The organism is Azospirillum sp. UFLA03-27 (genome assembly GCF_059803775.1).
Genome location: NZ_JAUQTX010000009.1, coordinates 21,348 through 47,215, shown reverse-complemented (window position 1 = coordinate 47,215; position 25,868 = coordinate 21,348). Strand labels below are relative to the sequence as shown.

Annotated in this window: 24 protein-coding genes; 4 read left to right on the top strand and 20 right to left on the bottom strand. The window is 69.2% G+C overall.

Annotated features, from left to right (window positions below):
* Window positions 1-3 precede the first annotated feature (3 nt).
* Together rnhB and Q4I23_RS02755 are read right to left on the bottom strand one after the other, a co-directional pair.
* The gene (gene rnhB / locus Q4I23_RS02760) at window positions 4-693 is read right to left on the bottom strand and encodes a ribonuclease HII (RefSeq protein WP_498525229.1); all 690 of its coding nucleotides are present in this window, start codon (window positions 691-693) and stop codon (window positions 4-6) included.
* On the bottom strand, window positions 690-1,466 hold the full coding sequence (locus Q4I23_RS02755) for a cyclic nucleotide-binding domain-containing protein (RefSeq protein ID WP_498525228.1): 777 nt from the start codon (window positions 1,464-1,466) through the stop codon (window positions 690-692). The genes rnhB and Q4I23_RS02755 overlap by 4 nt, the downstream gene beginning before the upstream one ends.
* Before the next feature lie 181 nt (window positions 1,467-1,647).
* Between Q4I23_RS02755 and Q4I23_RS02750 the strand changes: the two genes are divergently transcribed.
* Both Q4I23_RS02750 and Q4I23_RS02745 read left to right on the top strand, forming a co-directional pair.
* Window positions 1,648-2,145 (top strand): YchJ family protein, encoded by a 498-nt coding sequence (locus Q4I23_RS02750; RefSeq protein WP_498525227.1) that lies wholly within the window; start codon window positions 1,648-1,650, stop codon window positions 2,143-2,145.
* 243 nt (window positions 2,146-2,388) lie between these two features.
* A complete protein-coding gene (locus Q4I23_RS02745; RefSeq protein WP_498525226.1) occupies window positions 2,389-2,985 on the top strand; it encodes a cold-shock protein in 597 nt (198 codons plus the stop codon).
* 196 nt (window positions 2,986-3,181) lie between these two features.
* Here the strand turns inward: Q4I23_RS02745 and Q4I23_RS02740 are convergent, their stop codons facing one another.
* From Q4I23_RS02740 to Q4I23_RS02690, 11 genes are all read right to left on the bottom strand, one after another.
* The gene (locus tag Q4I23_RS02740) at window positions 3,182-4,630 is read right to left on the bottom strand and encodes a S41 family peptidase (protein ID WP_498525225.1); all 1,449 of its coding nucleotides are present in this window, start codon (window positions 4,628-4,630) and stop codon (window positions 3,182-3,184) included.
* A 317-nt stretch (window positions 4,631-4,947) separates the two neighbouring features.
* A complete protein-coding gene (locus tag Q4I23_RS02735; RefSeq protein WP_237905177.1) occupies window positions 4,948-5,670 on the bottom strand; it encodes a sugar transferase in 723 nt (240 codons plus the stop codon).
* 174 nt (window positions 5,671-5,844) lie between these two features.
* Window positions 5,845-6,891 carry a hydrogenase expression/formation protein HypE gene (gene hypE / locus Q4I23_RS02730; protein WP_498525224.1) on the bottom strand — a complete coding sequence of 349 codons (1,047 nt, stop codon included), beginning with the start codon at window positions 6,889-6,891 and terminating at the stop codon, window positions 5,845-5,847.
* Between the two features lie 16 nt (window positions 6,892-6,907).
* Entirely contained in the window at window positions 6,908-7,159 is a 252-nt protein-coding gene (locus Q4I23_RS02725) for a HypC/HybG/HupF family hydrogenase formation chaperone (RefSeq protein WP_454017039.1), read from the bottom strand.
* Window positions 7,132-9,399: a carbamoyltransferase HypF gene (gene hypF, locus Q4I23_RS02720; protein ID WP_498525223.1), complete on the bottom strand. Its 2,268-nt coding sequence runs from the start codon at window positions 9,397-9,399 to the stop codon at window positions 7,132-7,134. The genes Q4I23_RS02725 and hypF overlap by 28 nt, the downstream gene beginning before the upstream one ends.
* Window positions 9,396-10,007, bottom strand: coding sequence for a LysE family translocator (locus Q4I23_RS02715; RefSeq protein ID WP_498525222.1), 612 nt, complete (start codon window positions 10,005-10,007; stop codon window positions 9,396-9,398). The genes hypF and Q4I23_RS02715 overlap by 4 nt, the downstream gene beginning before the upstream one ends.
* Complete coding sequence (gene hypB, locus Q4I23_RS02710) at window positions 10,004-10,939, bottom strand: hydrogenase nickel incorporation protein HypB (RefSeq protein WP_498525221.1); 936 nt, start codon at window positions 10,937-10,939, stop codon at window positions 10,004-10,006. Before hypB ends, Q4I23_RS02715 begins: the two co-directional genes overlap by 4 nt.
* Window positions 10,939-11,280: a hydrogenase maturation nickel metallochaperone HypA gene (gene hypA, locus Q4I23_RS02705; RefSeq protein ID WP_454017035.1), complete on the bottom strand. Its 342-nt coding sequence runs from the start codon at window positions 11,278-11,280 to the stop codon at window positions 10,939-10,941. Before hypA ends, hypB begins: the two co-directional genes overlap by 1 nt.
* A 3-nt stretch (window positions 11,281-11,283) precedes the next feature.
* Window positions 11,284-12,459 carry a nickel-dependent hydrogenase large subunit gene (locus tag Q4I23_RS02700; RefSeq protein ID WP_498525220.1) on the bottom strand — a complete coding sequence of 392 codons (1,176 nt, stop codon included), beginning with the start codon at window positions 12,457-12,459 and terminating at the stop codon, window positions 11,284-11,286.
* Window positions 12,456-13,160 carry a [NiFe]-hydrogenase assembly chaperone HybE gene (gene hybE, locus Q4I23_RS02695; RefSeq protein WP_498525219.1) on the bottom strand — a complete coding sequence of 235 codons (705 nt, stop codon included), beginning with the start codon at window positions 13,158-13,160 and terminating at the stop codon, window positions 12,456-12,458. The genes Q4I23_RS02700 and hybE overlap by 4 nt, the downstream gene beginning before the upstream one ends.
* Window positions 13,157-13,429: a HypC/HybG/HupF family hydrogenase formation chaperone gene (locus Q4I23_RS02690; RefSeq protein WP_454017032.1), complete on the bottom strand. Its 273-nt coding sequence runs from the start codon at window positions 13,427-13,429 to the stop codon at window positions 13,157-13,159. Before Q4I23_RS02690 ends, hybE begins: the two co-directional genes overlap by 4 nt.
* Before the next feature lie 235 nt (window positions 13,430-13,664).
* On the opposite strand from Q4I23_RS02690, the gene Q4I23_RS02685 reads away from it, so the two are divergent.
* On the top strand, window positions 13,665-14,267 hold the full coding sequence (locus Q4I23_RS02685) for a HupE/UreJ family protein (protein WP_454017031.1): 603 nt from the start codon (window positions 13,665-13,667) through the stop codon (window positions 14,265-14,267).
* A 106-nt stretch (window positions 14,268-14,373) separates the two neighbouring features.
* On the opposite strand, the gene Q4I23_RS02680 is transcribed toward Q4I23_RS02685, so the two are convergent.
* A complete protein-coding gene (locus tag Q4I23_RS02680; protein ID WP_498525218.1) occupies window positions 14,374-16,437 on the bottom strand; it encodes a methyl-accepting chemotaxis protein in 2,064 nt (687 codons plus the stop codon).
* 557 nt (window positions 16,438-16,994) lie between these two features.
* Between Q4I23_RS02680 and Q4I23_RS02675 the strand changes: the two genes are divergently transcribed.
* A complete protein-coding gene (locus tag Q4I23_RS02675; protein WP_498525217.1) occupies window positions 16,995-18,011 on the top strand; it encodes an MBL fold metallo-hydrolase in 1,017 nt (338 codons plus the stop codon).
* Window positions 18,012-18,033: 22 nt separating this feature from the next.
* On the opposite strand, the gene Q4I23_RS02670 is transcribed toward Q4I23_RS02675, so the two are convergent.
* The 6 genes from Q4I23_RS02670 to Q4I23_RS02645 all read right to left on the bottom strand — a co-directional run bounded on the left by Q4I23_RS02670 (window position 18,034) and on the right by Q4I23_RS02645 (window position 25,841).
* Window positions 18,034-18,513 (bottom strand): HyaD/HybD family hydrogenase maturation endopeptidase, encoded by a 480-nt coding sequence (locus Q4I23_RS02670; RefSeq protein WP_137105400.1) that lies wholly within the window; start codon window positions 18,511-18,513, stop codon window positions 18,034-18,036.
* Between the two features lie 153 nt (window positions 18,514-18,666).
* A complete protein-coding gene (locus tag Q4I23_RS02665) occupies window positions 18,667-20,370 on the bottom strand; it encodes a nickel-dependent hydrogenase large subunit (protein ID WP_498525216.1) in 1,704 nt (567 codons plus the stop codon).
* Window positions 20,371-20,388: 18 nt separating this feature from the next.
* Window positions 20,389-21,558 carry a Ni/Fe-hydrogenase cytochrome b subunit gene (hybB, locus tag Q4I23_RS02660; RefSeq protein WP_498525215.1) on the bottom strand — a complete coding sequence of 390 codons (1,170 nt, stop codon included), beginning with the start codon at window positions 21,556-21,558 and terminating at the stop codon, window positions 20,389-20,391.
* 12 nt (window positions 21,559-21,570) lie between these two features.
* A complete protein-coding gene (hybA, locus tag Q4I23_RS02655; RefSeq protein WP_498525214.1) occupies window positions 21,571-22,629 on the bottom strand; it encodes a hydrogenase 2 operon protein HybA in 1,059 nt (352 codons plus the stop codon).
* Between the two features lie 36 nt (window positions 22,630-22,665).
* Window positions 22,666-23,829, bottom strand: a complete 1,164-nt coding sequence (locus Q4I23_RS02650; RefSeq protein WP_237905162.1) for a hydrogenase small subunit — start codon at window positions 23,827-23,829, stop codon at window positions 22,666-22,668.
* A 320-nt stretch (window positions 23,830-24,149) separates the two neighbouring features.
* The gene (locus Q4I23_RS02645; protein WP_498525213.1) at window positions 24,150-25,841 is read right to left on the bottom strand and encodes a methyl-accepting chemotaxis protein; all 1,692 of its coding nucleotides are present in this window, start codon (window positions 25,839-25,841) and stop codon (window positions 24,150-24,152) included.
* Between the last annotated feature and the right edge of the window lie 27 nt (window positions 25,842-25,868).

Sequence of the window (25,868 nt, the reverse complement as noted above, 5' to 3'; positions counted from 1 at the left end):
CGGTCAGCCGGCCCGCTCGATTTGGGCGCGGACTGGTGCAAAAGTGACTCGGTGGTGGGGCGTCACGCCGTGGCGGCGCAGCGCCTCCAGATGCTCCGGCGTCGGGTAGCCGGCGTTGCGGTCCCAGCCATACTCCGGGTGAAGCTCGGCCAGCCGTATCATCTCGCGGTCGCGCGCCACCTTGGCGACGATGGAGGCGGCCGCGATCGACTGGCTGCGCCCGTCGCCCTTGACGATGGCTTCCATCAGGCAGGACAGGTCGGGCTTGAACTTGCCGTCGATCAGCGCGACGGCGGGCGGCTCGCCGGGCAGCGCCTCGTAGGCGCGCTTCATGGCCAGCAGCGTGGCCTTGTGGATGTTGAGGGCGTCGATTTCCGCCGCGGACGCCGCGGCGAGCGCGACGGCCAGGGCGTGGGCGCGGATCTCCGGCTCCAACGCCTCGCGGGCGCGCAGGCTCAGCGCCTTGCTGTCGTTGATGGCACGGGCCAGCGCGTCGGGCAGGCCGCCCGCCGGCAGCACCACGGCGGCGGTGACCACAGGGCCGGCGAGCGGGCCGCGCCCCACCTCGTCGATTCCGCAGACCAGCCGCCCCTGGCCCAGCGCGGTTTCGAAGGACAGGTCGGGCTGCGGGCGGGGAACTTTCGGGCGGGCGGTTTTGACGCGGACGGCTTTGGTGGTGGTCTTGGACGTCATGGAGGGTCGGTTCTTGCGGGTTCGGCGTGGTGGGGCAGGAGCCGTCCGCCGGACAGCTGTTCGATGTAGATGCGCGTCAGCGAGCGCAGGATGGGCGGCATCGTCTCGATGGCTTTGGCGAACTGGTCCTTGCGGATGATTTCGCAGACCGTGGCCTCCAGCGCAACGACGGTGGCGGCGCGCGGCCGGTTTGCGAGGAGAGCCAATTCCCCGAAGATGCGTCCCGGCCCCAGCACGCCGAGGTCGGTCTCGTCGCGCCGAACGCCGACCGAGCCGGACTGGATCAGGTAGGCCGCCGTTCCCTCGTCCCCCTGGCGGAAGAAGCTGTGGCCGTGGCGGAACATGCGGCGGTCCGCCACCGTGGCGAAGGAATCGGAGGAGCGGATGGCGGCGCCGCCCTCCTGCCGCTCGGGCTGGGACAGGCCGTAGCTGCGGCGGATCGCGGCGACGAGGCTTTCCAGCAGGTAGGAGGTCAGCGGCGGGCAGCGGCCGCGCAGCGCGCGGAAGGTGCCGCGGGACAGTTCCACCGCCTCGACGGTGGTCAGGGCGCGCACCGTGGCGCTGCGCAGTCCGTCGTCCAGCAGGGCCATCTCCCCGACGATGGCGTTGGCGCCGACGGTGCCCAGGTGGCGCGGGCCGTCCGGACCGTCCAGCAGAACCTCCAACTCGCCCGACTGGATCAGCCAGGCGCAGTCCCCGGCCTCGCCCTGGCGGATCAGCACGGTGTCGGCGGCGATGCGCCGCGTGGGAAGGTCGGGTCCGCGTCTGGTCATCACCGGTTCCATCGCTCCGGGCCGGGCGCCCCTGTTTTGTACAGGTTAGCGCGAATGCCGGTCCGGTTCAGGCGAATTTGCGGCGGCCAGTTCACGCGGCCAACCGGCGGCGGCCGTGACGCTTGGCGCGCCGCGCCGGCTGCGCTATGCATGGCGCCCTCAAATCGAGAGGCCGGAAGTCATGACCACCACCGCCACCACCGAATGCCCCTGCCGCTCCGGCAAGCCCCTGGACGCTTGCTGCGGCCCCTATCTGGACGGCAGCGCGCTGGCGCCGACCGCCGAAGCGCTGATGCGGTCGCGCTATTCGGCCTTTGCCTGCGGGAAGATCGACTATCTGCAGGAGACGCTGCTCCCGGAGACCCGCGAGGACTTCGACCGCAAGGAGATCGAGACCTGGGCCGCCAACAGCCAGTGGACCGGCCTCGAGGTCCGCAGCACCGAGGCCGGCGGGGCGCAGGACGAGGACGGCGTGGTCGAGTTCGTTGCCCACTTCACCATGAACGGCAAGCCGCAGAAGCATCATGAGACCAGCCGCTTCACCAAGCGGGACGGCCGCTGGTACTATGTGGACGGCACTCTGGGCGCCCGCCCGCGCAGCGGCCCCAAGGTCGGCCGGAACGATCCCTGCCCCTGCGGCAGCGGCAAGAAGCACAAGAAGTGCTGCGGGGCGGTCTGACGGTCCAGTTCTGATAGGGCGGTCTTGAGCGCCCGGACTTGACCGGTAATCCGCCGATTCTCGCAGCAATTGCGATATTTTTGGTCGCCCGGTGACCGCCGGGCGGCCTTCGGCTGGGTTTTTGCCGAATCTTTCTTTCCGGCGCGCGCGATCTCAATTGAAAAGCGCGGCGGAACGGATCATCTTCGGAGGGCCATGTTCCGCCTGTTGGGGCATGGCCTATCACGACAGATGAGACCACGTATGTTCGACCGTCCGCAGCGCAACAGCTTCCGCGCTCCCGAGATCACCCAGCGCAACATCCGCGCCACCGTCAAGTGGTTCAACGCGACGAAGGGCTTCGGCTTCGTCACGCCCGAAGACGGCTCGCCGGATGCCTTCCTGCATTCCACGGTTCTGCAGTTCTGCGGACACGACAGCCTGCCCGAGGGTGCCACCATCACCTGTGACCTGTCCCGCGGCCCGAAGGGCCCGCAGGTCGCCACCATCCACGACGTCGACACCTCGACCGCCAGTGAGTCCCCGCGCCCGGCGGCGCGCGCTCCGCGCGGCGACAGCTACGGCGGCGGTTACGGTGGCGGCGGCAGCTACGGCGGTGGCAGCAGCTACGGCGGCGCCGCCGGCGGCGCCGAGGAGACGGTCGACGGCACCGTGAAGTGGTTCAACGTGTCCAAGGGCTTCGGCTTCATCGCCCCGTCCACCGGCGGCAAGGACATTTTCATCCACATCCGCGCTCTGGAGCGCTCGGGCCTGGACGTGCTCGCCGACGGCGAGCAGGTGCGGGTGACCGTCCGCCAGGGCGTCAAGGGTCCGGAAGCGCAGCGCGTCGAAGTGGTCTGACGTCGAACAGCCGGGTTTGAGGGGGCGGGGCGGACCCATCCCCTCACGTCCGGTCGCGGAAGCAGCACCATTTCCCCCGCCGTCGCGATCCGCCAACACGGTTCGAGACGGTGAGTGGGGCACAAAGAAAAAGCCCTCCGTTCCACTGGAACGGAGGGCTTTTTTGTTGGGTCTCGCCGAGGAGAGGGGCTTTTGCTTATGGCCGCCCGATCAGCGTGCCCATCAGGCGGGTGCGGATAGCGGCGACAGCGCAGTCCAGCGGGCGGTCGGCGTCCGGCTTCGACGGGGCGGCGGCCACGTCCGGGCACAGGTCCTCGATCCTCCAGGCGCGCGGCGGCGGCGGCGGGGTGGCGTGCGGGTCGCAGGTCGCCGGGTCGGGATGCGTTTCCTCGCTGTTGTCGTTGGCCGGCTTGATCTCCAGGTTTGGCGACACGCCGAAGCAGTCGACCAGTCCGCCGGACGGGCGGAAATAGCGTGCGGTGGTCAGGCGAATACCGATGTCGCCGGACAGCGATGAGATGGTCTGCACCGAGCCCTTGCCATAGCTGCGCGTGCCGAACAGCAGCGCCCGGCTGTGGTCCTGAAGGGCGCCCGCCACGATCTCCGACGCCGAGGCCGACCCGCTGTTGATCAGCAGGACGATGGGCAGCCCGGCCAGCAGGTCGCCCGACGTGCCGGTGTAGCGGCGGTTTTCGTCCGGATCGCGGCCCCGCACCGACACGATGTCCACCGCCTCCAGGAAGCGGTCGGCGACGTTCACCGCTTGGTCGAGCAGGCCGCCGGGGTTGTTGCGCAGATCCAGCACCGCCCCGGCCAGCCGGCCATGGGCCTGCCGGCGCATCTCCTCCACCGCCTCGTCCAGCGCGTGGGAGGTCTGCTGATTGAAGGCGGCGATGCGGATATAGGCGACGTCGCCCTCCAGCCGGTAGCGCACGGGCTGGATCTTCACGATCGCGCGGGTCAGCGACACCCGGAAGGGAGCGTCGGGACCGCCGTTCCCGCTGTTGCCGCCGTTGCGCCGCATGGTCAGGGCGACCGAGGTGCCGACCGGGCCGCGCATGCGGGCCACCGCGTCGCGCAGGTTCATGCCCTTGACCTGCGCCTCGTCGATGCGGGCGATCAGGTCGCCGGTGCGCAGTCCGGCGCGGGCGGCGGGGGAGCCGTCGATGGGCGATACGACGCGGATCAGGCCGCTGTCCTCGTCCATGGTCACCTCGATGCCCAGCCCGCCGAACTCACCCTGGGTCTGCTCCCGCATGTAGCGGAAGTGCTCCGAGTCGAGAAAGGCCGAATAGGGATCGAGGGAGGTCAGCATCGCGTCCAGCGCCGCCTCGGTGAGCGTCCGGTCGGTTGCCCCCGGCTCCTCCTTCTTCTTCTTCTGAAGGCCGGCGACGGCCTTTTCGACCAGAACCTGCGGCGTGCCCGGCTTCACATGTTCGGCCAGCACGCGGCGCATGACGTCGGAGAAGAGGAGATAGTTGCGGTCCGCCGGGGAGGGGAGGGTGGAGGTGCCCTTGGCTTTTGCGAATTCCTGCCGGTAATGCTCCAGCGCGATGCTGGTGTCGGCGCGGGAAGCGGGCACCACCGCACAGGCGGGTCCCATCGCCACCATCAGCAGCAACAGCGCCGCCAGCAGTTTCGCCATCCTGCGCCCCTCTTGACTGACCGGCCCGGCCGGCGGAATCAAAGCCATCAACGCGACTGCAAGCCTTATTGTACCAGGGGTTTCGCCTGTCGGACGCCCAAGGCCGGTGCGTCTGTGCTTTCGTACGGCGGAGCATGGCCTTTCGGCCGGTCCCGCCGGTCGTCCATTCGCAACCTAGCACGTTGACCGGGCAATCTCAAATCCTGCCCCCTGGTGCCGCAGGGCCCGTCGCCTCGCCCAGGATAGGATATGTGTCTCTGCCCTCCGCGCCGCCACTCTCCGGGCGAGGGAGGGCGGCGGCGCGGGGATTCTAAGCCTTAATAGGCACCTTTTCCGCTGAGCATCACGCCGACCGTGCGCAGCAGGATGCGGAAGTCGCCCCAGAAGCTCCAGCCCAGCAGATAAGCGGTGTCGAGCTGGACGCGCCGGCCATAGTCCACGTCGTTGCGGCCGCTGACCTGCCACAGTCCGGTCAGGCCGGGGCGGCAGCGCGTGTAGAAGGGGAAGCAGACGTGATAGCGCGCCACCTCCTCCTGCACGATGGGGCGCGGGCCGACCAGACTCATATCGCCGGTCAGGACGTTGAAGAGCTGCGGCAACTCGTCCAGGCTGGTGCGGCGCAGGAAACGGCCGATCCAGGTGATGCGGGGATCGTTGCGCAGCTTGCGCGTGGCCTCCCATTCGGCGCGGGCCTCCGGATCGGATTCGATCAGCTTTTCGAACACCTCAGGTGCGTTGACGACCATGGAGCGGAACTTCCAGCAGGTGAAGTCCCGACCCTCCGTCCCGATGCGCCGGTGGCCGAACACCGCGGGGCCGCCGTCCAGCGTGATGAGGAGCCCGACGATCAGCATCAACGGTCCGAAGAACAGAATCAGCCCGACCGCCCCCACGAGGTCGAAGGCCCGTTTCACCCGGTTGCGGTGCAGCGGTGCCGTGGCCGGCAAGCGCGCGACCAGCTCAGCGGCGGACGCCGTGCCGGCGAGCGTCGCCGGCTCCAGCGGTGCAGCACCCAACTGGATGGACTGCGGAATACCCATCGATCCCCCGTACTCACAATTCGGCTGGCGGAAACACGACCGCCTTCCGGGGGAGGCAACGCGTGAGGCGCGTCCGGGGTCCCCCGGCTGGGCCGATCCGCCACAGTTCCATTGCGGTACGCCGGGTGGCGTGAGCGAAGCCGACGGAGTGCCTCTTCCGGCGCAAGCGGAGGCTCAGCAGATGCGGGGAAGCTGCTCGCCAGACAGCCAATCGACGATGCGCTTGCCGCCGAAGCGCGTCTCCATCTGCACGAAGCGGTGGGAGTCCACGACCACCGTGCCGACGACCGCGGCATCGACCCCCAGCGGATGGGCGCGCATGGCCGACAGAAGGCGTTCGGTGTCCTCGGCTGCGCAGATGGCGATCAGCTTGCCTTCGTTGGCGACGTAGAGCGGGTCGAGCCCCAGGAGTTCGCAGGCGGCTGCGACCTCCGCCTTCAGCGGGATGTCGGCCTCGCGCAGCAGCATGCCGACTCCCGACTGGTGGGCGATCTCGTTCAGCGTCGTTGCCAGACCGCCGCGAGTCGGGTCGCGCAGGACATGCACGTCCGGCACCGCCGCGACCATGCCGGCGACCAGCCCGTGCAGCGCCGCGCTGTCCGACCGGATGTCCGTCTCGAAGCTGAGATTCTCGCGGGTGGACATGATGGCGACGCCGTGGTCGCCCATGGTGCCGCTGACCAGGATCGCGTCGCCGGGCCGCGCCCGCTCGCCGGACGGGGCGACGCCGGGCGGCACCACGCCGATGCCGGTGGTGGTGATGAAGACGCCGTCGCCCTTGCCGCGCTCCACAACCTTGGTGTCACCGGTCACGATGGACACGCCGGCCTCGCGCGCGGCGTGGGCCATGCTGTCCACCAGCCGCTTCAGGTCGGCCAGCGGGAAGCCTTCCTCCAGGATGAAGCCGGCGGTCAGATAGAGCGGCACCGCCCCGGCCATGGCGACGTCGTTCACCGTGCCGTGCACGGCCAACGAGCCGATGTCGCCACCGGGAAAGAACAGGGGCGAGACGACGAAGCCGTCGGTCGTCACCACCATCCGTCCGGCGGGCGGGTCGAAGGCCGCCTGGTCGTTGCCCTGGTCGAGCAGCGGGTTGGCGAAGGCGGCGGCGAACAGTTCCCGCACCAGCTGGGCCATGGCCTTGCCGCCGGATCCGTGGCTCATGTCCACGGTGCCGCGGGCGAGGTCGAGCTTGCGGGTGAAGAGACGGCGGTCGGTCATGGCGGGGTCCACAAAGTCAGGCGGCATCCGAGGCGGGCGGCAAGGCACCGGTGCCAGTGCCGGTTTCGGCGAGCAGGGCAAGCGTGCGCTCCGCCTCTTCCGGGTCGAGCTTGGACAGGGCGTAGCCGACATGCACGATGACGTAGTCGCCCACCGCCACGCCCTCGACCAGCGCCAGGGAGCAGGCGACCTTCACCCCGCCCAGGCTGACGGTGGCGCGGTCGTCCTCCAGAAGCTCGATCACGCGGGCGGGAACGGCGAGGCACATGGGGGCGGTCCTTCCTCAAGCAAACTCTGCATGGCGACCCAGGCCTGTCCCAGGCTGAGCCCGCCGTCGTTGGCCGGTGCCTGGCGCGGCAGCAGCGCGGTGACGCCGCGCGCCGCGAAGCCGGCGCTCAACCCCTCCGCCAGAACGGCGTTCATCAGGCAGCCGCCGGACAGGGCGATGCGGTCGAGGCCGCGCGCCGTCAGCGCCGGCATGGCCCAAGCGACCAGCGCCGCGGCCAGGGTGCCATGGAACCGGTCGGCCCCCTCCTGCGCATTGATCTGCAACAAACTTTCCAGGAGGGGGGTGATATCCAGCACGCCGCCGTCGATCCGCCAGCCGCCCTCCAGCACCGTGGGGCGGCGCACCAGCGATTCCAGGGCCATCGGCGCCTCGCCCTCGAAGCCGGCGTCGGCGCGAATCCCCAGCAGGCCGCAGGCGGCGTCGAACCAGCGCCCGCAGGAGCTGGTGGGCGGCGCGTTGACGCCGGCCTCGATCATCCGCCGCACGCCGTCCGCCGGCCCGCAGGAGGCGAAGCGCCCGGTGATCTCCGCGCCGCGCCCCATGCGGGCCAGCGCCGCCGCCGCCATGCGCCAGGGCTGGCGCGCCGCGACATCGCCGCCCGGCTGGGTCAGCGGCGCCAGATGGCCGAGGCGCGTGAAGCCGGTGCCCTCCGCCAGCAGCATCTCCCCGCCCCAGGACCCGCCGTCCGTCCCCAGCCCGAACCCGTCCAGCGCCAGCCCCAGCGCCGGGCCGTCCAGGCCGTGTTCGGCCAGCACCGCGGCGATGTGGGCGTGGTGATGCTGCACCGGCAGGGTCGGCAGGCCGAGCGATTCGGCGAAGCGGGTGCTCTGGAAGTCGGGGTGGAGGTCGTGGGCGACGGCCACCGGCTCCACCGCCAGGATGCGGCGCAGATGGGCGACGCTGTCCTCAAGGAACGCTACGGTCGCGGCGTTGTCGAGATCGCCGATGTGCTGGCTGAGGAAGGCTTCGTCGCCGCGGGTCAGGCAAACGGTGGCCTTCAGGTGCCCGCCGACCGCCAGCACCGACGGTCCGGAGCGCGGTAGACGGATGGGCACCGGCGCATGGCCCCGTCCCCGTCGCAGGAACGCCGGCGCGCCTGCCACCACCCGCATGACGCTGTCGTCGACGCGGATCAGGATGTCGCGGTCATGATCGACGATCAGGTCGGCGATTCCTGCCAGCCGTTGCCGCGCCTCGGCGTTGCCGATGGCGAGCGGTTCGCCGCCTGGGTTGGCGGAGGTCATGACCAGGGTGAGGTCCTGCGGCCGCTCCAGCCATGCCGTGCCGTCCGGGCGTCCGGCGGCCTCGTGGAACAACAGGTACTGGATCGGCGTGTAGGGCAGCATGACGCCCAACCAGGCGAGACCGGGAGCGATGGCGTCGGGAAGTGTGGGGGCGCCGTCCCGCCGCCGCAACAGCACCACAGGCCGCTCCACCCCCTCCAGCAACGCCCGTTCCGCCTCCCCGATTTCCACGAACCGCTCCGCGGAAGCAGCGTTGGCGACCATCAGGGCGAAGGGCTTGCCGTTGCGCTGCTTGCGCGCTCGCAGCCGTTCCACCGCCGCCGCGTTGAACGCGTCGCAGGCGAGGTGGAAGCCGCCCAGCCCCTTGATGGCAACGATCCGTCCGCCGCGCAGCGCGACCAGCATTTCCTCGATGGAATGGGACAGGCGCGGGCCGCAGGCCGGGCAGGCGGTCGGCTGGGCGTGGAAGCGGCGGTTGGCGGGATCGGCGTATTCGGCGGCGCAGTCCGGGCAGAGCGGAAAGCCCGCCATGGCGGTCTGCGGCCGGTCGTAGGGCAGGGCGCGCGTGATGGTGAAGCGCGGCCCGCAATGGGTGCAGTTGAGGAAGGGGTAGCGGTGGCGCCGGTCCGCCGGGTCGAACAGCTCGGCCAGACAGGCCGGGCAAACGGTGGCGTCGGGGGCGACCCCGGTGGTCACCGTTCCGTGCCGCGACGCAAGGATGGCGAAACCCGCCTCGTCGGGGCGGATGGGGCAGTCTTCCGCCTCGACCGCGTCGATCCGCGCCAACGGTGGGGCATCCTTCGCGAGCGCCGTCAAAAAGCGCTCCAGGGTCTCGCCCTGCACCTCCGCCAGCACCCCGGCCCCGTCGTTCAGCACCCAACCGGTCAGTGCGAGGCGGTGCGCCAGCCCATGCAGGAAGGGCCGGAAGCCGACCCCCTGCACCTGCCCGCGGACCCGGAGGCGAAGCCGTTTCACCGCGCGGCGACCGCCACGCCAGCGCCGATCATCAACGTGCCGGCGCCCTGGTTCAGTGCCTTCATGGCCCGCTCGCTGCGGAACAGATGACGGGCGCGCGACGCCGCCATGGCGTAGGTCAGCAGGACGGCGCTCAACACGCCCACCACGATGCCGGCCATCAGCACGGCGTCGGTGGCGGATACGCGGGTCAGATCCACGAAGGCCGGGAGAAAGGCCATGTAGAACAGGATGGTCTTCGGGTTGGAAAGGGTCAGGGCCAACCCGCTCGCGAAGCCCCGCAACTGCGCGCCTTCGGCCACCGGCGGGTCTCCACCGAGGGTGACGGGCGCGCGCCATGTTCGGATGCCCAGCCAGATCAGGTAACCGGCGGCGGCGAAGCGCAGCAGGGTGAACAACTCCTCGAAGGTGTGGGCGACGGCGGCCAGCCCGCCGAGGGCGAGCGCCAGCAGCACGAGGTCGCCCACCACCATTCCGGCGAGGAAACCCAGATTGCGCCGCCAGCCCAGGGCGAGGGAGCGGGCGACCACAGCGAAAATGCCGGGTCCGGGGGTGGCCATGAAGTACAGGCAGGCCCCGGCCATCAGAAGGAAATCGGCGGGGCTCATGCGCCGCGTCCCGCCACGGCCGTCGCAAGCCCCTCCTCGATCCAGCCGTACCAGTCATCGAGCCCCTGGCCGGCGGTCGCGGAAACCTCGATCACGCGCAGGTTCGGCTTCAACTGGCGGGCGTAGGCGATCATGCGCGCCACGTCGAAGGTCAGATGCGGCAGCAGATCGACCTTGTTGACCAGCAGCAGGTCGGCGCCCGCGAACATCGCCGGGTATTTCAGGGGCTTGTCCTCCCCCTCCGTCACCGAGAGCACGACGACCTTGTGCGCCTCGCCGAGGTCGAAACCGGCCGGGCAGACGAGGTTGCCGACATTCTCGATGAACAGAACGCTGCCCGCCTCCATCGGCAGGCGCCCCATTGCCAGGGTAACCATTTGGGCGTCGAGATGGCAGCCCTTGCCGGTGTTGACCTGGATGGCCGGGGTGCCGGTGGCGCGGATGCGGTCGGCGTCGAAGGAGGTCTGCTGGTCGCCCTCGATCACCGCCATCGGGAACCGCCCCTTCAGGTCGATCAGCGTGCGGGTCAGCAGGGTCGTCTTGCCCGAACCGGGGCTGGACATCAGGTTCAGCACGAACACGCCCTTCGCCGCGAACAGCTGGCGGTTCACCGCGGCGAAGCTGTCGTTCTTGGCGAGGATGTCCTGTTCGATGGCGACCAGCCGGGTCTGCGACATTCCCGGCACCTCCGTCCCCGCCGGGCCGCGGCCGAGGTCGATGGTGCCGTGGTCATGCCCATGATCATGGCCATGGTCGTCGCCGTGCGTGTGCCGGTAGACCTTGCCGTCCGGGCCGAGATGCTCGTGGCTGTGGTCGTGATGATGATGGTGGTCATGATCATGATGATGGTCGTGACCGTGGTGGTGATGGCCGTGCGCGTGGCCGGCTTCGATTTTCGTTTCGCCTTCGGCGCAGCCGCAGACCGTGCACATCACTCCACCTCCAGTTCCTTGACGCGCATTTCCTCGCCGCCGGTCACCATCAGCTGGTGGCCGCCGCAGTCCGGGCAGGGGGCCGACCGCTCGGGCAGCGGGACCGGCTTCTCGCAGGACAGGCAGAAGGCCTGACCCGGCGGGCGTTCGATGTCCAGAACGGCGCCCTCCGCGATGGTGCCGCGGCTGACCGCGTCGAAGCCGAAGGCGATGGCCTCCGGTTCGACGTGGGACAGGGTGCCGATGACCAGACGCACCGTCTTCACCGTCGTGAAGCCCTGGGCCGCGGCCTGATCGCGGATCACGTCGATGATGCCCTGGCTGAGCGCCAGCTCGTGCATGGGTCAGTCCTCGTCCTGAATCGTGATGGCGGAGGCCACGCAGGGATCGAGTGCGGCCACCAGCAGGCCGGCACGTTCGGCCAGACCCGCGTCGGCCGCGGTGCCTTCCAAACCCCGGGCCAGCGGTCCGTCCGCGGCGAAATTCCATTCGGTCGGCGCCGCGATGCGATAATCGGCGATACGACCGTCCTCAAGCCGCAGCCAGTGGGCGAGGCGCCCGCGGGCTGTTTCCACGACGCCACTTCCCGCGCCGCGCCGCGTGGCGCCGGTGTGCGGAGCCGGTTCGGCGTCGTCGAGGCGGTCCGCCCAGGATGCCAAGCGCTCCGCCAGTCCCGCCAGTTCCACCAGCCGGGCGGCGGCATGAGCGGCGAGACCGGAGCCGTGCCGGGCCAGCAACGCGGCGACCAGCGGATGCGCATGCGCGGTGCGGCGGGCCAGCGGCCCGGTGTGGGCCGGGGCACCGTCCTGCCGGGGACGCGCGGAGAACTCCGCGTCGACGGACAGCCGCTCGCCGAACCAGCCCGCCGGACGCGGCTCCAGCGCCGCCACGCCGCAGGCGCCGAAGCCTGCCATGCCCGGTGCCAGGACGCGGCGAATCAGCCGAGCCGCACCGGTTCCGCCCGCCTCGGCCCAGCGCTCCAACGCCGCCACGTCGGTGGGAGCCGGGGCGGCGAAGACGGCGCGCTCCACCCCCTTGCGCAGGGCCGCGATGGCGGCGGTCAGAGCGGCGCGGTCGGGCCGCAGGGAGCCGCCGCCGAGGCGCAGCCCGTCGCGGGCCGGGTAGAGCGCAGGATGGATCGCCGCCGCCGCGGCGCGCAGGACTGCCAACTCCTTGGGCTGCGGCGCCTCGCCGAGCCGTGCCGGCCAGTCCATCAGGACTTGCCACGCGTGGTTCGTCGCGGCTTCCGCCTCGGCCAGCAGGACGCGGGCGGTGATGTGCGGTCGGGCGTCGAGACCGAGCGCACCCTCAAGAGCCTCAAGCGCGGCCAGCGACTGGGCGGTGCCGCACAGGCTGAACAACAGCGGCACGAGGCGCATCGCCTCGTCTGGCGTGCGTCCGCACAGGGCGCGGGCGGCGGCGGGGCGGCGGACCTGCACCGACACGGCGCGCACCCGCCCGTTGGCGGTCCGCAGCCGCACCGACACGGTGCCTTCCAGTCCACCGCCCACCACGCTCATCGGCGCGCTCTCCCGAACAGGGAGCGGCGGGACAGGGCGGGCTTCGCCGCCTCCGCATCGCTTGCCGGCGGCGGCTCGGTCTGTGGCGCCAGTGGCTGCGGCTCCCGCATCAGATGGTCGAGCGCCAGGGCGGCGGCGTCGCGGGCGTCCTGCTGATCGGGAAACACGTTCATAGCCGAGGCGAGCGGGATCACCGCCAGCGTTCCCAGGACGCCCACGCGCGCCGCGGTGAAGCGGTAGGCGCCGGAGGGCAGGGCGATCTCCATCTTGTCGCCGTCGCGCCGCTCCGCCCATAAGGCGGGATCGCGCGGGATCAGCACGGCGTTCAGGAACCAGGGGGCGATGACGCAGCCGATCCAGCCCGGCCCTTGGGGGCGGAACCCCAGCGCCTCCACCGCAAGGGCGGCGTTGCAGATGGGAACGCCGGCCATGTCGCGCTCCGCGATCAGGCGGTAGCTGGCGGTCAGGGCGGCGACGCGCGCGTCCATCGCATCGCCGCCGGGCGGTGCCGCGACGGTGAAGCCATGCTGCGGCCCGCCGCAACCCGGGCAGCGCCAATAGTCCGGCAGGCCGCCGAAGGGCGTTCCCGGCGGCACTTCCCGCCCCGGATCGCCCGCCGTGGGGTTGTAGACCGCGCCGCAAGACCCGCAGGCGGGACGCGCGTCGGCGGCGAAGCCCGCCTCGGGGCCGCCGGGGGTCATGCGGTCGCCTTTTCCATGAGGTCGGCGAACAGGTGGTCCACATTCTCCCCCTTCGCGGCCAGCAGGATGGCGTCCAGCGCGCGGTTCAGCGGCTCCACCTCTTCGAACTCCAGTGGGCGGACGGCGCGGTCGAGATGGACGAGGACCCAGCCGCCTTCCGGCACCTCCTCGATCAGCATGACGTTGACGCGCCGCTCCTCGCCGCGGCCGGTGCAGCGCGCGGTGAAGCCATCGGTTTCCAGGACCTGCATCGGGATGCCGAGACACATGCGCGCGTCCTCACGCGGGGAAGCCGGTCGTCGTGACACTGGCGACGTAACCGCGGCATCTTGACCGGGGGTTGAATCCGCACATTGATGTGCGTCAAACATGCGGTCCGACGCAATTTCATGGCGCTCCGCCATTTCCAATCGGAACGGTTCTGCTAAAGTGGCGACCGCTTCGCGCGCGATGGGGTAGGGGTCGGTCGTGCGCCGCTCAACGATACAGCAGGGGTTTTCACGAATGAAACGCATCGCTCTCGCGTCGGTCACCGCGGCGGCGGCCCTGGCCGCGCTGCCCAACGCGGCGTTCGCCCACACCTTCGGCGCCCATGATGCCGGGTTCGTCCATGGGTTCATGCACCCGGTCGGCGGCTGGGATCACCTGCTGGCCATGGTCGCCGTCGGCCTGTGGGCCGCGCAGCGCGGCGGCAAGGCCCTGTGGGCGCTGCCGACGGCCTTCGTCGGCGCGATGATCGGCGGCGGACTGCTGGGTGTCGCCGGCATCGACCTGCCGCAGGTCGAGCTTGGCATCGTCCTGTCCGTGGTCGCCCTGGGCGCCCTGATCGCCCTGCAGTCCCGGCTGCCGCTGCTGGCCTCCGCCGGTGTGGTCGCCCTGTTCGCCGTGTTCCACGGCCACGCCCACGGCGCCGAGATGCCGGAGGCGGCGGAGCCGCTGCTCTACGGCCTGGGCTTCGCCCTGTCCACCGCGCTGCTGCACGGGGCGGGCATCGGCGCCGCCCTGTCGCTGCGCCGTCTGGTGGAAGGCCGCAGGGGGGCCCTGGCGCTGCGCGGCACCGGCGCCGTGGTCGGTCTGGCCGGCGTGGCGCTGCTCGCGCTGGGCTGATCCGGAGCACCGCCTTCGACGCAATCGAAAAGGCCCGGCGGGTTTTTCCGCCGGGCCTTTTTGTATGCCGCGTTCCACGCGGCGCATCGCATCGACGGCGTTCCGCCTAGGCCGCCCGGATGGCCGCGAGGAAGGTCGAGACTTCCTGATGAAGTGCGTCGGCCCATTGCGACAGGGTTCTGGCGGACTCCAGAACCTCGGCGGCGGCGGTGCCGGCCTGCGTGGCGGCGCCGTTGACGTTGGCGATGTTGCCGCTGACCTCCTGGGTGCCGCGCGCCGCCTCGACGATGTTGCGCGAGATCTCGCCGGCGGTGGCGTTCTGCTCTTCGGTCGCGGCGGCAATGGTGGCGGAGATCTCGTTGATCGACGCGATGGTGGCGCCGATCCCTTCGATCGCCGCCACCGTGCCCTGGGTCGCGGACTGCACGGAGGCGATCTGCGCCGAGATTTCCTCGGTAGCCTTGGCGGTCTGGTTGGCGAGGCTCTTGACCTCTCCCGCCACGACCGCGAACCCCTTGCCGGCCTCGCCGGCCCGCGCCGCCTCGATGGTGGCGTTCAGCGCCAGCAGATTGGTCTGGGCGGCGATGCCCTGGATGAGCTTGACGACGTCGTCGATGCGCCCGGCGGCGCTGGCCAGGCTGCGCACGCTGTCGCTGGTCTGCCCGGCCTCCGCCACCGCCTTCCCGGCGATTTCGTTGGAACGGGTGACCTGACGGCCGATCTCCTGGATCGCGGCGGTCATCTCCTCGCTGGCCGCCGCGACGGTCTGGACGTTGGTGGCGGTCTGCTCGGCGGCGGCGGCGGTGGCGGTCGATTGCCGGTGGGTCTGGTCGGCCAGCGCTGCCATCAGCCCCGCCGACTGGCTCATCCCGGCGGTGGAGGCGCCGAGCTTGCTCAGGATGTCGGCGGACTTGCGGTCGAAGCCGCGGATCAGATCCTCCAGCGCCCGCGTCCGCTTTTCCTTGCTGACAACCTCGGCCTTGCCGGTTTCGGTCAGACGGACGCGCTCTTCGGCGCCGTCCTTCAGAACCTGAAGCGCGCGGGCCATGTCGCCGATCTCGTCGGTGGCGGTGGGTTGCGGAATCTCGACGGCGAGATCGTTTTGCGCCAGCCGCAGGATTGCGGCGGTCAGCCGGTGCAGGCGGCGGATGACCTGCCGGAACATCAGCAGCAGCGCCAGGCCGAAGGCCGCCAGGATGGCCGCGATGACCGTCAACGCGATGCCCAACTGCCACCACGCCCGGCTCAGGGTGTCGGCGTTCTGTTCCTTGGCGTTGACCAGCGCCGCATCCCGCATCACCAGGATGTTGTTCAGCATCGGGCCGGCCCACTTGTTCCATTCGGCATAGGTGACGGGCGGCGGCGCGCGATCCCGCGCCGCGGCGAGGGCGGCCTGGAAGCGCGCCTCGCCATCCGACATCACCGTCGCCTTCATATGGTCCAACGCCTTCACGAGGTCCGGAGGACTGCCCATAGCCTCGACCGCCTTCCCGATCTGCTGCCAGAGCAGGGCGATCTTGCCGGTCATTTCGGTCAGGGTCTTGATGCGCTCGGGGGTCTGCTCCGTGCCATTGACAAAAATGGCGAGGAAGGAGGAGCGAACCCCATCGATGTCACGCAGGTCCTGGGCCGTGCGGGCGAGGCTGGTGGTCGAAAGCAGGGTTTGATCCGCCTTTATCGTCGCGCGGAAGGCTTCGTCGGTGGCTTTTCCTCCCAGATCGCTTGCCTTCGCAAGGCCGTCGACCACGGTGGCATAGGCGTTGGCGGGACGGGAGGAGGGGGGCTGCATCAGCGCATTCCGTCCGTCCGTCCGCATCGTCTTCAATTCCGCGGTGAGACGGTCGATCGTCGCCGTCGGCAATCCAGCCGCCGCGAAGCGCTGCCGCGCCGCGCCGATGGACTCGTCGAGCGCGGCGCCCGTCGTTTCGAGCCGCTTGTTCGTCTCGGCGTCCAACTGGCCGGAAACCCCGAAGGCATAGCCCCACGCCGACCGTTCGGTGGGCACCTTGGAGCCGATCGCGATGGCGGTTTCATACGCGGCAAGGTTGCGTTGCGCTTCCAGTTGCGTGCGCACGTCGGATACCGCGTCGTACGCGATGAACCCAGCCAGGCAGAGTGGGACGACGGCCATAATCGCGTTGGCCGTAATGATTTTTCCGATAATTCTCATCCCGGTCTCCCTATGACCTTCAAGGACGAAGGACACTGCGCGGCTTTTTGTTATGTGCTTGGATTGTTAATTTTCCTATAATTTCATAAACAGGCAAAAATTGAAAATCTTCGATAAGCGAGTGGTGTTTTGGTGACGCGCAAAGCGGCTTTGCTTCCTCGTCGCCCAGTGCTTGTCCGATTGCTTTCAGCCGTGACGCGATCGGACGGGCCGGCCCGTGGTGGTTGAAGCCAGGCTCGCGTCACGACACGTCCGGCGCCGCCTGGTCCGGATGGGGGTGACGGGCTAATCCTCAAGACAACTCTCGCCGGGTGGCCGTTCCGTGCCGATGCCTCGACGATGTCGACTTACCCGCGGGTGTCCGCCGCCTCGTGCAGCGGGGACCGAGTCGCTGGCGATGATCCGGCAGACCTTCCACCGGGCGATCCCATGCGCAGCGGTGACGACATTTCCATGGTCTCGATCAATGCATTGGCGTCATGCGCGCGGTTGCCCTTCCGCCGCGCGGCCAGGACGGCCATGCTGGGCGCCGACCATTCTGAAGGGGAACCTCGCCGATGACTCCGCCGACCTTCGTCACCTTGCGCAGTGCCCTGCTCACCCTGGCTGTCGCCGTTCCCGCCGTCTTGACCGCCGGTGCCGTCCTCGCCCCTGCGGCGCCGGCCCTGGCGGAGGTGCCGGGCCAGCAGCGGACCCAGGCGCCGGGCTACTACCGCATGGCCATCGGCGATTTCGAGGTCACCGCTCTGTATGACGGCTTCATCGACCTCGACCGCAAGATCCTCAGCGGCGCCAGCGCCGACGATATCCAGAGCCTGCTCGCCCGGATGTTCCTGGCCGACACACCGGGCGTCCAGACGGCGGTGAACGCTTTCCTCGTGCACACCGGCGCAAACCTCGTCCTGGTGGACACCGGGACGGCCAAGGCCTTCGGTCCGGCGCTGGGCTTCATTGCCGACAACATCCGCGCCGCCGGCTACAGCCCGGAGCAGATCGACACGGTTCTGCTGACCCACCTGCACCCGGACCACGCCAACGGCCTGCTGCGTCCGGACGGCGCCATGCTGTTCCCCAACGCGACGGTCCAGGTCGCCAAGGCCGACGCCGACTTCTGGCTGAGCGAGGAGGTGGCGGCCAAGGCCCCGGCCGACAGCCAGCCCTTCTTCGCCATGGCCCGCGCGGCGGTGGCTCCCTACGCAGCGGCGGGCAAGCTGAAACCCTACCAGCCCGGCGACAGCCTCGTGCCGGGCGTGGAATCGGTGGCGGCCTACGGCCACACGCCGGGGCACAGCGGCTATCTGTTCACATCGGGGGAGCGCAGCATCCTGATGTGGGGCGACGTCGTGCACAGCCACTCCGTGCAGTTCGCCCGCCCGGAGGTCGTCATCGAGTTCGACGCCGACAAGGCGCAGGCCGTCGCGTCCCGCAAGAAGCTCTTCGCCGACGCCGCGGCGCAGAAGCTGTGGGTGGCCGGCGCCCATCTGCCCTTCCCCGGCATCGGCCATGTCCGCACCGAAGGCAAGGGCTACGCCTGGGTCCCGGTGGAGTTCGGCCCGATCCGCGCCGACCGCTGAGGATTGATCGTGATCGCCACGCTCAGTTTCGGGGCGTGGCGGTCACACCGAGGCGGGCCAGTTCCTCGACGATCATCGTCACCATCCGCGGGATCACCGCCTCGATCTCCGGAGACATCATCAGGCCGGTGCCCAGCGCCATCGGCACGCAGCCGACCACCGTCACGCTCTCCGGCGCCTCGTCCTGCAGGCGCAGCGAGGCCAGCAGGTCGCTGAGGCCGAGTTGGTGGGGCGACAGCTTGCCCTTGAAATAGGCCGGAACCTCGTCGCCGCGCAGCACGGTCAGGCTGGCCGGCGGCGCGCCGGTCTTCACCGCGTCCACCGCGATGAGGTGCTTGTGGCTGGCGATCAGGTCCAGCATGTCCATGCCACAGGTGCCGCCGTCCACCACGCTGACATGGTCGGGCACGCTCCAGGCGGCGTCGAACGCCTCCATGGCGCGCACGCCCACCCCTTCGTCCATCAGGAGGATGTTGCCGAGGCCGAGGACGAGGATGGACATGGCGCGGACGCTCCGTTCGTTGATTTTGAAACAGAAGGATGAGGCCGGATCGGCGCCGGGCGCCGTGAACTGGATCAATCGGCCTGAACAGGCGACGCGAAAAGCCCCTCCTCCATGGGGAAGAGGGGCTTTCGGCCGGTCAGAAGGCTTGGATCAGGCGACCTTCACCTGATAATGCGACTTCGTTTCCGTGTCGGTCAGGTGCACGGCGCAGGCCAGGCACGGGTCGAAGCTGTGCAGGGTGCGGATGATCTCCAGCGGCTGGTCGGCGACCGCCACCGGGTTGTCGATCAGGGCCGCCTCGTAGGCCGAGATGTTCCCGTCCTCGTCGCGCGGACCGGCGTTCCAGGTGGTCGGCACGACCGCCTGGTAGTTCTTGATCTTGCCGTTCTCGATCACGACCCAGTGCGAGAGCATGCCGCGCGGCGCCTCGTGGAAGCCGAAGCCGCGGATCTCGCCCTTCGGGAACACCGGCTTGTTGAAGGTCTTGGTGTCGCCCTTCGCGATGTTCTCCATCAGGAGCTTCCACTGGTTCTGCAATTCCTCGTGCAGGACCACGCAGCGCACCGCGCGGGCGGCGTGGCGGCCGATGGTGGAGTGCAGAGCGTCGACGCCGACCTTGCTGCCGAGATGGCCCGACACCGCGTCCAGCACCGCGTTGACCCAGAACTGCGTGCGCTGGTGGCCCGACGCGTACATGCCCAGCACGTTGGCCAGCGGGCCGACCTGGGCGCGCTTGTCGTAGAAGGTCGGCGACTTGATCCAGCTGTACTTGCCGTCGTCCTGCCAGTCGGTGAAGTTCGGGATCGTCTCGCCGTCGTAGGGGTGCAGGGGACCCTTGCCGCCCTGGTACCAGGAATGCTTCACGCTCTCCTTCACGCCCTTCTCGAAGTAGGGGTCGTGGAAGTCCTTGATCGGGGTGAACTTGGTGAGGTCGCCGCCATCGATGTAGCCGGCGGGCAGGGCGAAGGTGGTGCCCTTGGTGTCCAGCGGCATGTCCGGGATGGACAGGTAGTTCACCACGCCGCGGCCATACTGCGTCCAGTCGGCGTAGAAGGCGCCGATGGCCGCCACGTCGGGGATATAGACCTGGGTGATGAAGTCGCCCACCTCGTCGATCAGCTGCTTGATGTACATCAGCTTTTCGAGGGTCAGGGTGGACTGGCTATCCATGTTGATCGGGTTGGTGACGCCGCCGACCGCCATGTTCTGGATGTGTGGGGTCTTGGAGCCGAGGATCGCCACCACCTTGTTCATGCGCCGCTGGTAGTCGAGCGCCTGGAGGTAGTGGGACGCCGCCATCAGGTTGGCTTCCGGCGTCAGCTTCATCGCCGGGTGGCCCCAGTAGCCCGAGCCGAAGATGCCGAGCTGGCCGGAGTTGATGAAGGCCTGCAGCTTCTTCTGCGCGGTGGCGAACTCCTGCGTGCTGTTCCGCGGCCAGCCGGAGATCGACTGGGCCAGCTTGGCGGTCGCCGCCGGGTCGGCCTTCAGCGCCGAGACGATGTCCACGAAGTCGAGCGCGGACAGGTGATAGAAATGGACGATGTGATCGTGGACGTTGTGGGCGCCCTGGATCATGTTGCGGATGTACTGGGCGTTGAGCGGCACCTCCAGCTTCAGCGCGTTCTCCACCGCGCGGACGGAGGTGATGGCGTGCACCGTGGTGCAGACGCCGCAGATGCGCTGGGCGAAGACCCAGGCGTCGCGTGGGTCCTTGCCCTGAAGGATCAGCTCGATGCCGCGCCACATCTGGCCCGACGCCCAGGCGTTGGTGACCTTGCCGCCGTCCACTTCACAATCGACCCGCAGGTGGCCCTCGATGCGGGTGACCGGATCTACAACAACTCGCTGAGCCATAATGAAACTCTCCTAAACTCAGCCGTGCTCGGGATGGACGGCGTGCATGACGGGCAGCTTCTTCACGAAGAGGAGATACAGCGCGATCTCCAGCGCGAAGACGCCGACGGTGACCATGATTTCCTTGACCGAGGGGAAGTAGTGCCAAGGGCCGACCGCCGGCGTGAAGCCGATGAGATAGACGTTCAGGCGGTAGAGGATGCCCGCCGCCAGCAGGAGCGAGGCCGACAGGAACAGCGCCCGCGACCGGTTGCGGTTGGCCTTGGGGATCAGCAGCACGAGGCCGGAGATCATCAACACCATTTCCGCGATGAACCAGCCGGACTGCGGGCCGCCGAAGATCTGGCCGATCTGGCCGCGCACGATCAGGTCGACGAAGCGCAGCACGACGAACAGCGAGGCGACGACCAGCATCAGGCCCGACAGCTTCGACAGCACCGGCGTTTCCATCGGGCGGCGGAAGTTCAGCGAGGCCATGACCGATTCCCACACCACGATGGCGAAGCCCATCAGGATGGCGGTCAGCAGGAAGAAGACCGGCAGCATCTGCGACTGCCACAGCGGCGACAGCTTGTGCCCGACGATGACCATCATGGTGCCGAGCGAGGATTGGTGCATCGTCGGCAGCAGGACGCCCAGCGCGATGAAGACCCACAGCACCTTGTTCAGCTTGGCGCGCAGCCCCTCGATGCCGAAGCGCTCCAGGAAGGCCGGGGCGAACTCCACCACCAGCACCAGCGTGTAGGTCGCCACGCACAGGCCGACCTCCAGCATCACGGAGTTGGGCTGCGCGTACCACGGCAGCATCATGTGGTAGAAGTTCCAGTAGCGGCCGAGATCGACCAGCACCGCCAGACCGGCGAGGCCGTAGCCGAACAGGCTGGCCAGCACCGCCGGACGGACCAGCGGGTGGTACTCGCCGCGGTTCAGGATGTAGCAGAGCAGCGCGATGACGTAGCCGGCGCAGCCGAAGGCCGAGCCGATCACCACGTCGATGGCCACCCAGATGCCCCAGGGATAGCCGTCGTTCAGGTTTGACGCGGCGGCCAGACCCTGCGTGTAGCGCTGGAACAGGATGACGCCGGCGACGGCGACGAGCGCGGCGCAGATCAGGAAGGGAAGGGTGAGGACCCGGCCACCGAGCGGCTGGTGCTCGTGTCCATGATGCTCATGAGCTTGCGAAGACATGGCGTGGCCCCCTCACTCGTCGGTGTGGTTCTTGGTGTTGCGGTGCGCCAGATAGGCGAGACCGGCGAACACCGTGGCGGGGGCGATCATGCCCGCGTAGAGCGTGTGCTGGATCCCTTCCGACAGGGTCGGATAGCCGTTCTCCGGCACGTTGGTGGGCAGGTTCAGCTTGTCGAACGGCACGGCGGACACCGCGAGGCACTGGGTGCCGCCCAGCTCCTTCTCGCCGTAGATGTGCGTCTGGTAGGCCGCCTCGACGAGCTTCTCATGGCCGGAGCGCGGACCGCCGACCTTGCCGGCGATATCGCCGCGCGGGTAGTGGGTGTATTCGCCGACCGTCAGCGCGGTGCGGCGCTTGGCCTCCGCCTTGAGGTCCTCCGTGCGGCCGAACAGCGTCGCCCCAGTGGGGCAGACGTCGGCGCAGCCCGGAAGCTCGTTCTTGGCGAGCTGCTGCTTGCAGAGCTGGCACTTTTTGATTTCGCCGAAGGCGTCGTTGTAGTCGTACTTCGGCACGCCGAACGGGCAGGACAGCACGCAGTAGCGGCAGCCGATGCAGGCGCTCGGGTCGTGGTTGACGATGCCGGTCTTCGCGTCCTTGGTCATCGCCGACACCGGGCAGACCGACACGCAGGACGGATCGGCGCAGTGCAGGCACTGCCGCTTGATGAAGGCGAAGCCGTTCTCCGCCGCGTCCTTGGTGGCGCCGGTGCCGTGGCTGTAGGCCTTGATGACGTTCAGCGTCCTGGCCGACAGCTCCACCGGGCTGTCGTAGATCGGCTTGTCGCCGCCCCCCGCGTTCCAGCCCTGCTGGGCCGGGCCGACGTCGGGCGGCATGTGGTTGACCTCCTTGCAGGCGGTCACGCAGGCCTTGCAGCCGATGCACAGCGTGCTGTCGTAGAGCAGGCCGACCGCGTCGGGCGGCAGCGGCTTGGGCGGGCGGACCAGCGCGTTGGCTTCCGGCGGGGCGGCGACAACCGTGGTGCAGGCCGCGGCGGCGGCGGCCGCGCTGCCCTTGACCGCGTTCCGCAGGAAGCCGCGCCGCGAGACCGATGTCCTGCTTTTCGACATCATGTTCTTTGACATCATGTTTTTCGACATGGCGTCACCTCACTCGGCGGCGGTGGAGGAGGATTCGGTCTTCGCGTCCTGCTTGCCGAGCCGGCTGGAGATGACGGCGCCGGCGCCGACCGCCGCGCCGGCGATGCCGGCGACCACCGCCGCGGCCCCGGCGGAGATGCCCTCGCCCTTGTCCACGGCGACCGCCGGGTAGGTGTTGGGCGGCGCCACCGACTTCAGCGAGGCCAGCTCATGGATGCCCTTGGTGAAGCCGACGCCCTTCTCGGTGCAGCCGAAGCAGGGATGGCCGGTGCCGACCGGCCAAGTGCCCTGGCCGACATCGTTGAAGCCGACGGACGGACAGTTCGCGTAGGTCTCCGGCCCCTTGCAGCCGAGCTTGTAGAGACAGTAGCCCTGGCGGTGGCCGTAGTCGCCGAACTCCATGGCGAAGCGTCCGGCGTCGAAATGCGGGCGGCGCTCGCAATTCTCGTGGATCAGGCGGCCGTAGGCGAACTTCGGGCGCATCTTGTCGTCCAGCTCCGGCAACTTGCCGAAGGCGACGAAATGCAGGACCAGCGACAGGAAATTGTAGGGGTTCGGCGGGCAGCCGGGGACGGAGACGACCGGCTTGTCCTTGATGATCTCGTTCAGCCCGACGGCGCCCGTCGGATTGACGCCGGTCGACGGCCAGCCGCCCCAGGAGGAGCAGGACCCCATGGAGATGACCGCGGCGGCGCCCTTGGCGCACTCCAGCACGGCGTCCTTGTAGGTCTTGCCGGCGACCTTGCAGTAGACGCCCCCATCCTTCGTCGGGATGGAGCCGTCGGTGACCATCAGGTACTTGCCCCAATTGTCCTTCATCGCCTGCTGCTTCCAGTTCTCGGCCTGGTGGCCGGAGCCGGTCATCAGCGTCTCGTTGTAGTCGAGCGAGATGGTGTCGAGGATCAGCGTCTCCAGCGACGGGTGATGGGTGCGCAGCAGCGATTCGGTGCAGCCGGTGCAGGCCTGGCCCGACAGCCAGATCACCGTCGGGCGCGGCGCGGCCACGGCGGCGTTGGCGATCTTCACGCCAAAGGCGGGGGACAGGCCCAGCGTGGCGGCCACGCCCGTGCAGTAGGTCAGGAACTCCCGGCGGGACAGGCCGGCCAGCGCACCCTCATACTCGTCGAGATCGCCGATGTGCTCGGCGTCGAGATCCACATGTCCGTCGGGCATGATTTCCCCCAAAGACCCTTTTGCATTGATCCGCTGGCCGCCCGGTTGCCGGACGCCGGATGCGCAGCACGCCACGGCGCGTCCTGGGGAACCCGATGAGGGAAACCCACGGCGCGGCGTAATCCCTATCAATTGTAGGGGTATTTTGGCGCGAAACGCTCGCCGGCATTGCACCAGCTTCGATGCAGGCGCGGCATTGATCTACATCAAATGGGGTATGAGGCGGGTAAGCTTCGAACGCCGAGGCGGTATCAACGGAAAGGATGCGTCGGGAAAAGCCTCCTCTCCGGCGCGAAAGCCGGAGAGGAGGAGGGAGGGGGTCAGACCGCCTTCATCTGGCGGGTGAAGTCGTCCACATCGGTTTGCAGGGTGCGCGCGTGGACCGACAGGCCCTTGGCGGCGCTCAGCAGGCCACCGGCGGCCTCTCCGGTATGGTCGGCGGACTGCGACACGCCGGAGATGGTCGAGGAGACCTCCTGCGTGCCGATCGCGGCCTCCTGCACGTTGCGGGCGATTTCCTGGGTGGCGGAGCCCTGCTGCTCCACCGCGGCGGCGACGTTGGTGCTGATGTCGCTGATCCGCTCGATGGTGCCGACGATGCCGCTGATTGCGCCGACCGCCTGCTGGGTCTCGCTCTGGATGGCGACGATCTGGGCGGAGATCTCCTCGGTGGCGCGGGCGGTCTGGTTGGCGAGGCTCTTCACCTCCTGCGCCACCACGGCGAAGCCCTTGCCGGCCTCGCCGGCGCGCGCCGCCTCGATGGTCGCGTTCAGCGCCAGCAGGTTGGTCTGGCTGGCGATCTCGGTGATGAGGTTGACCACCGCGCCGATCTTCTCCGCCGCCTGGGCGAGGCCCTGGATGGTGCTGTTGGTGCGCTGGGCCTCCCGCTCCGCCTCGCTGGCGATGCGGGCGGCCTCGCCGAGGCGCTGGCTGATCGAGCCGATGGAGGTGGACAGCTCCTCGGTCGCCGCGGCCACGGTCTGGACGTTGCCGGTGGCCTGCTCCGCCGCCGCGGCGACGGTCGAGCTGCGGCGCGAGGCGTCGGCGGCGGAATGGGTCAGCGATTCGGCGCTGCTGCGGATGCTGTCGGCCTCCCCGTTCAGGGTGCGGCACAGCCCCTCGATCTTCTGGGCGAAGCCCTGGGTCAGGGCCTCCAGCCGTTCCTGACGCTGGCGGCGGACGTCGATCTCGCGGCGCTCCTGCTCGGCCAAGTCATTGGCGCGCCGCAGCCCGTCCCGGAAGACCAGCACGGCCTCCGCCATGTCGCCGACCTCGTCGCCCTGGCCGGTGCCGGGCACCTCGGCCATGGTGTTGCCGGCGGCGATGGTCTTCATCGCCGCGGTCATGCGGGCGATGGGGCGCGCGATCATGTCGCGGGCGACCAGCACGGCCAGCAGGATGCCGAAGAGCACGCCGCCGACGCCGATGGCGAGCATCAGGGTGGTCCAATGCCGGCGGGCCGACTCCAGCTCGTCGTGCAGGCGGTCGATCATGCCGTCCTGACTGGCGCTGAGCGCCTGGATCGCGGCGTTGAGCGCCTGGCGGTTGCTGCGGTTGGCGTCGTTGTCGCCGTAAGTCCGGGCTTCCGCCGACCCTTTCTCACGGGCGAGGCGCACCGTTTCGGTGCGGAAGCGGATGAACTCCTCGGCCTTCGCCGCCACCGGAGCCAGCGCGGCCTGCCCCTCCGCCGGGGTGAGGCGCTTCAGGGTGCCGAGCCGCTCGCCAAGGGTGTTCAGATTGTCCAGCAGGGGCTTGCCGAACTTGTCCACCTCGGCCCGGTCGCGGGCCATGTAGACGCCGCGCGAGTCCATGACGACGGCCAGGACGAGGCCGTTGAGCTGCTCGCCCAGCACTTGGCGGTCCGACGCCCGTTCGATGGCCTCGGACTTGCCGGCCAGATCCTGCATGGCGGCCAGCCCCATCAGGCCGGTCACCGCGGCCACCGCCGCCTGCAGCCCCACGAGAAGATAGACCTTCGGCCCGATCTTTAGATTCTTAAGCGCTTTCAACATGCTGGACGTCCCCATTGCGGCGGTCTT

What these genes read in the sequence shown, in the direction of transcription:
- Q4I23_RS02665 (WP_498525216.1), bottom strand. Translation starts at nt 20,370, where the DNA reads ATGGCTCAGCGAGTTGTTGTAGATCCGGTCACCCGCATCGAGGGCCAC.
- Q4I23_RS02650 (WP_237905162.1), bottom strand. Translation starts at nt 23,829, where the DNA reads ATGCCCGACGGACATGTGGATCTCGACGCCGAGCACATCGGCGATCTC.
- rnhB (WP_498525229.1), bottom strand. Translation starts at nt 693, where the DNA reads ATGACGTCCAAGACCACCACCAAAGCCGTCCGCGTCAAAACCGCCCGC.
- hypA (WP_454017035.1), bottom strand. Translation starts at nt 11,280, where the DNA reads ATGCACGAGCTGGCGCTCAGCCAGGGCATCATCGACGTGATCCGCGAT.
- Q4I23_RS02740 (WP_498525225.1), bottom strand. Translation starts at nt 4,630, where the DNA reads ATGGCGAAACTGCTGGCGGCGCTGTTGCTGCTGATGGTGGCGATGGGA.
- hypB (WP_498525221.1), bottom strand. Translation starts at nt 10,939, where the DNA reads ATGTGCACGGTCTGCGGCTGCGCCGAAGGCGAAACGAAAATCGAAGCC.
- Q4I23_RS02735 (WP_237905177.1), bottom strand. Translation starts at nt 5,670, where the DNA reads ATGGGTATTCCGCAGTCCATCCAGTTGGGTGCTGCACCGCTGGAGCCG.
- hypE (WP_498525224.1), bottom strand. Translation starts at nt 6,891, where the DNA reads ATGACCGACCGCCGTCTCTTCACCCGCAAGCTCGACCTCGCCCGCGGC.
- Q4I23_RS02745 (WP_498525226.1), top strand. Translation starts at nt 2,389, where the DNA reads ATGTTCGACCGTCCGCAGCGCAACAGCTTCCGCGCTCCCGAGATCACC.
- Q4I23_RS02645 (WP_498525213.1), bottom strand. Translation starts at nt 25,841, where the DNA reads ATGTTGAAAGCGCTTAAGAATCTAAAGATCGGGCCGAAGGTCTATCTT.
- Q4I23_RS02725 (WP_454017039.1), bottom strand. Translation starts at nt 7,159, where the DNA reads ATGTGCCTCGCCGTTCCCGCCCGCGTGATCGAGCTTCTGGAGGACGAC.
- hybA (WP_498525214.1), bottom strand. Translation starts at nt 22,629, where the DNA reads ATGATGTCGAAAAGCAGGACATCGGTCTCGCGGCGCGGCTTCCTGCGG.
- Q4I23_RS02750 (WP_498525227.1), top strand. Translation starts at nt 1,648, where the DNA reads ATGACCACCACCGCCACCACCGAATGCCCCTGCCGCTCCGGCAAGCCC.
- Q4I23_RS02715 (WP_498525222.1), bottom strand. Translation starts at nt 10,007, where the DNA reads ATGAGCCCCGCCGATTTCCTTCTGATGGCCGGGGCCTGCCTGTACTTC.
- Q4I23_RS02670 (WP_137105400.1), bottom strand. Translation starts at nt 18,513, where the DNA reads ATGTCCATCCTCGTCCTCGGCCTCGGCAACATCCTCCTGATGGACGAA.
- Q4I23_RS02685 (WP_454017031.1), top strand. Translation starts at nt 13,665, where the DNA reads ATGAAACGCATCGCTCTCGCGTCGGTCACCGCGGCGGCGGCCCTGGCC.
- Q4I23_RS02700 (WP_498525220.1), bottom strand. Translation starts at nt 12,459, where the DNA reads ATGAGCGTGGTGGGCGGTGGACTGGAAGGCACCGTGTCGGTGCGGCTG.
- hybE (WP_498525219.1), bottom strand. Translation starts at nt 13,160, where the DNA reads ATGACCCCCGGCGGCCCCGAGGCGGGCTTCGCCGCCGACGCGCGTCCC.
- Q4I23_RS02755 (WP_498525228.1), bottom strand. Translation starts at nt 1,466, where the DNA reads ATGACCAGACGCGGACCCGACCTTCCCACGCGGCGCATCGCCGCCGAC.
- Q4I23_RS02675 (WP_498525217.1), top strand. Translation starts at nt 16,995, where the DNA reads ATGACTCCGCCGACCTTCGTCACCTTGCGCAGTGCCCTGCTCACCCTG.
- Q4I23_RS02690 (WP_454017032.1), bottom strand. Translation starts at nt 13,429, where the DNA reads ATGTGTCTCGGCATCCCGATGCAGGTCCTGGAAACCGATGGCTTCACC.
- hybB (WP_498525215.1), bottom strand. Translation starts at nt 21,558, where the DNA reads ATGTCTTCGCAAGCTCATGAGCATCATGGACACGAGCACCAGCCGCTC.
- Q4I23_RS02680 (WP_498525218.1), bottom strand. Translation starts at nt 16,437, where the DNA reads ATGAGAATTATCGGAAAAATCATTACGGCCAACGCGATTATGGCCGTC.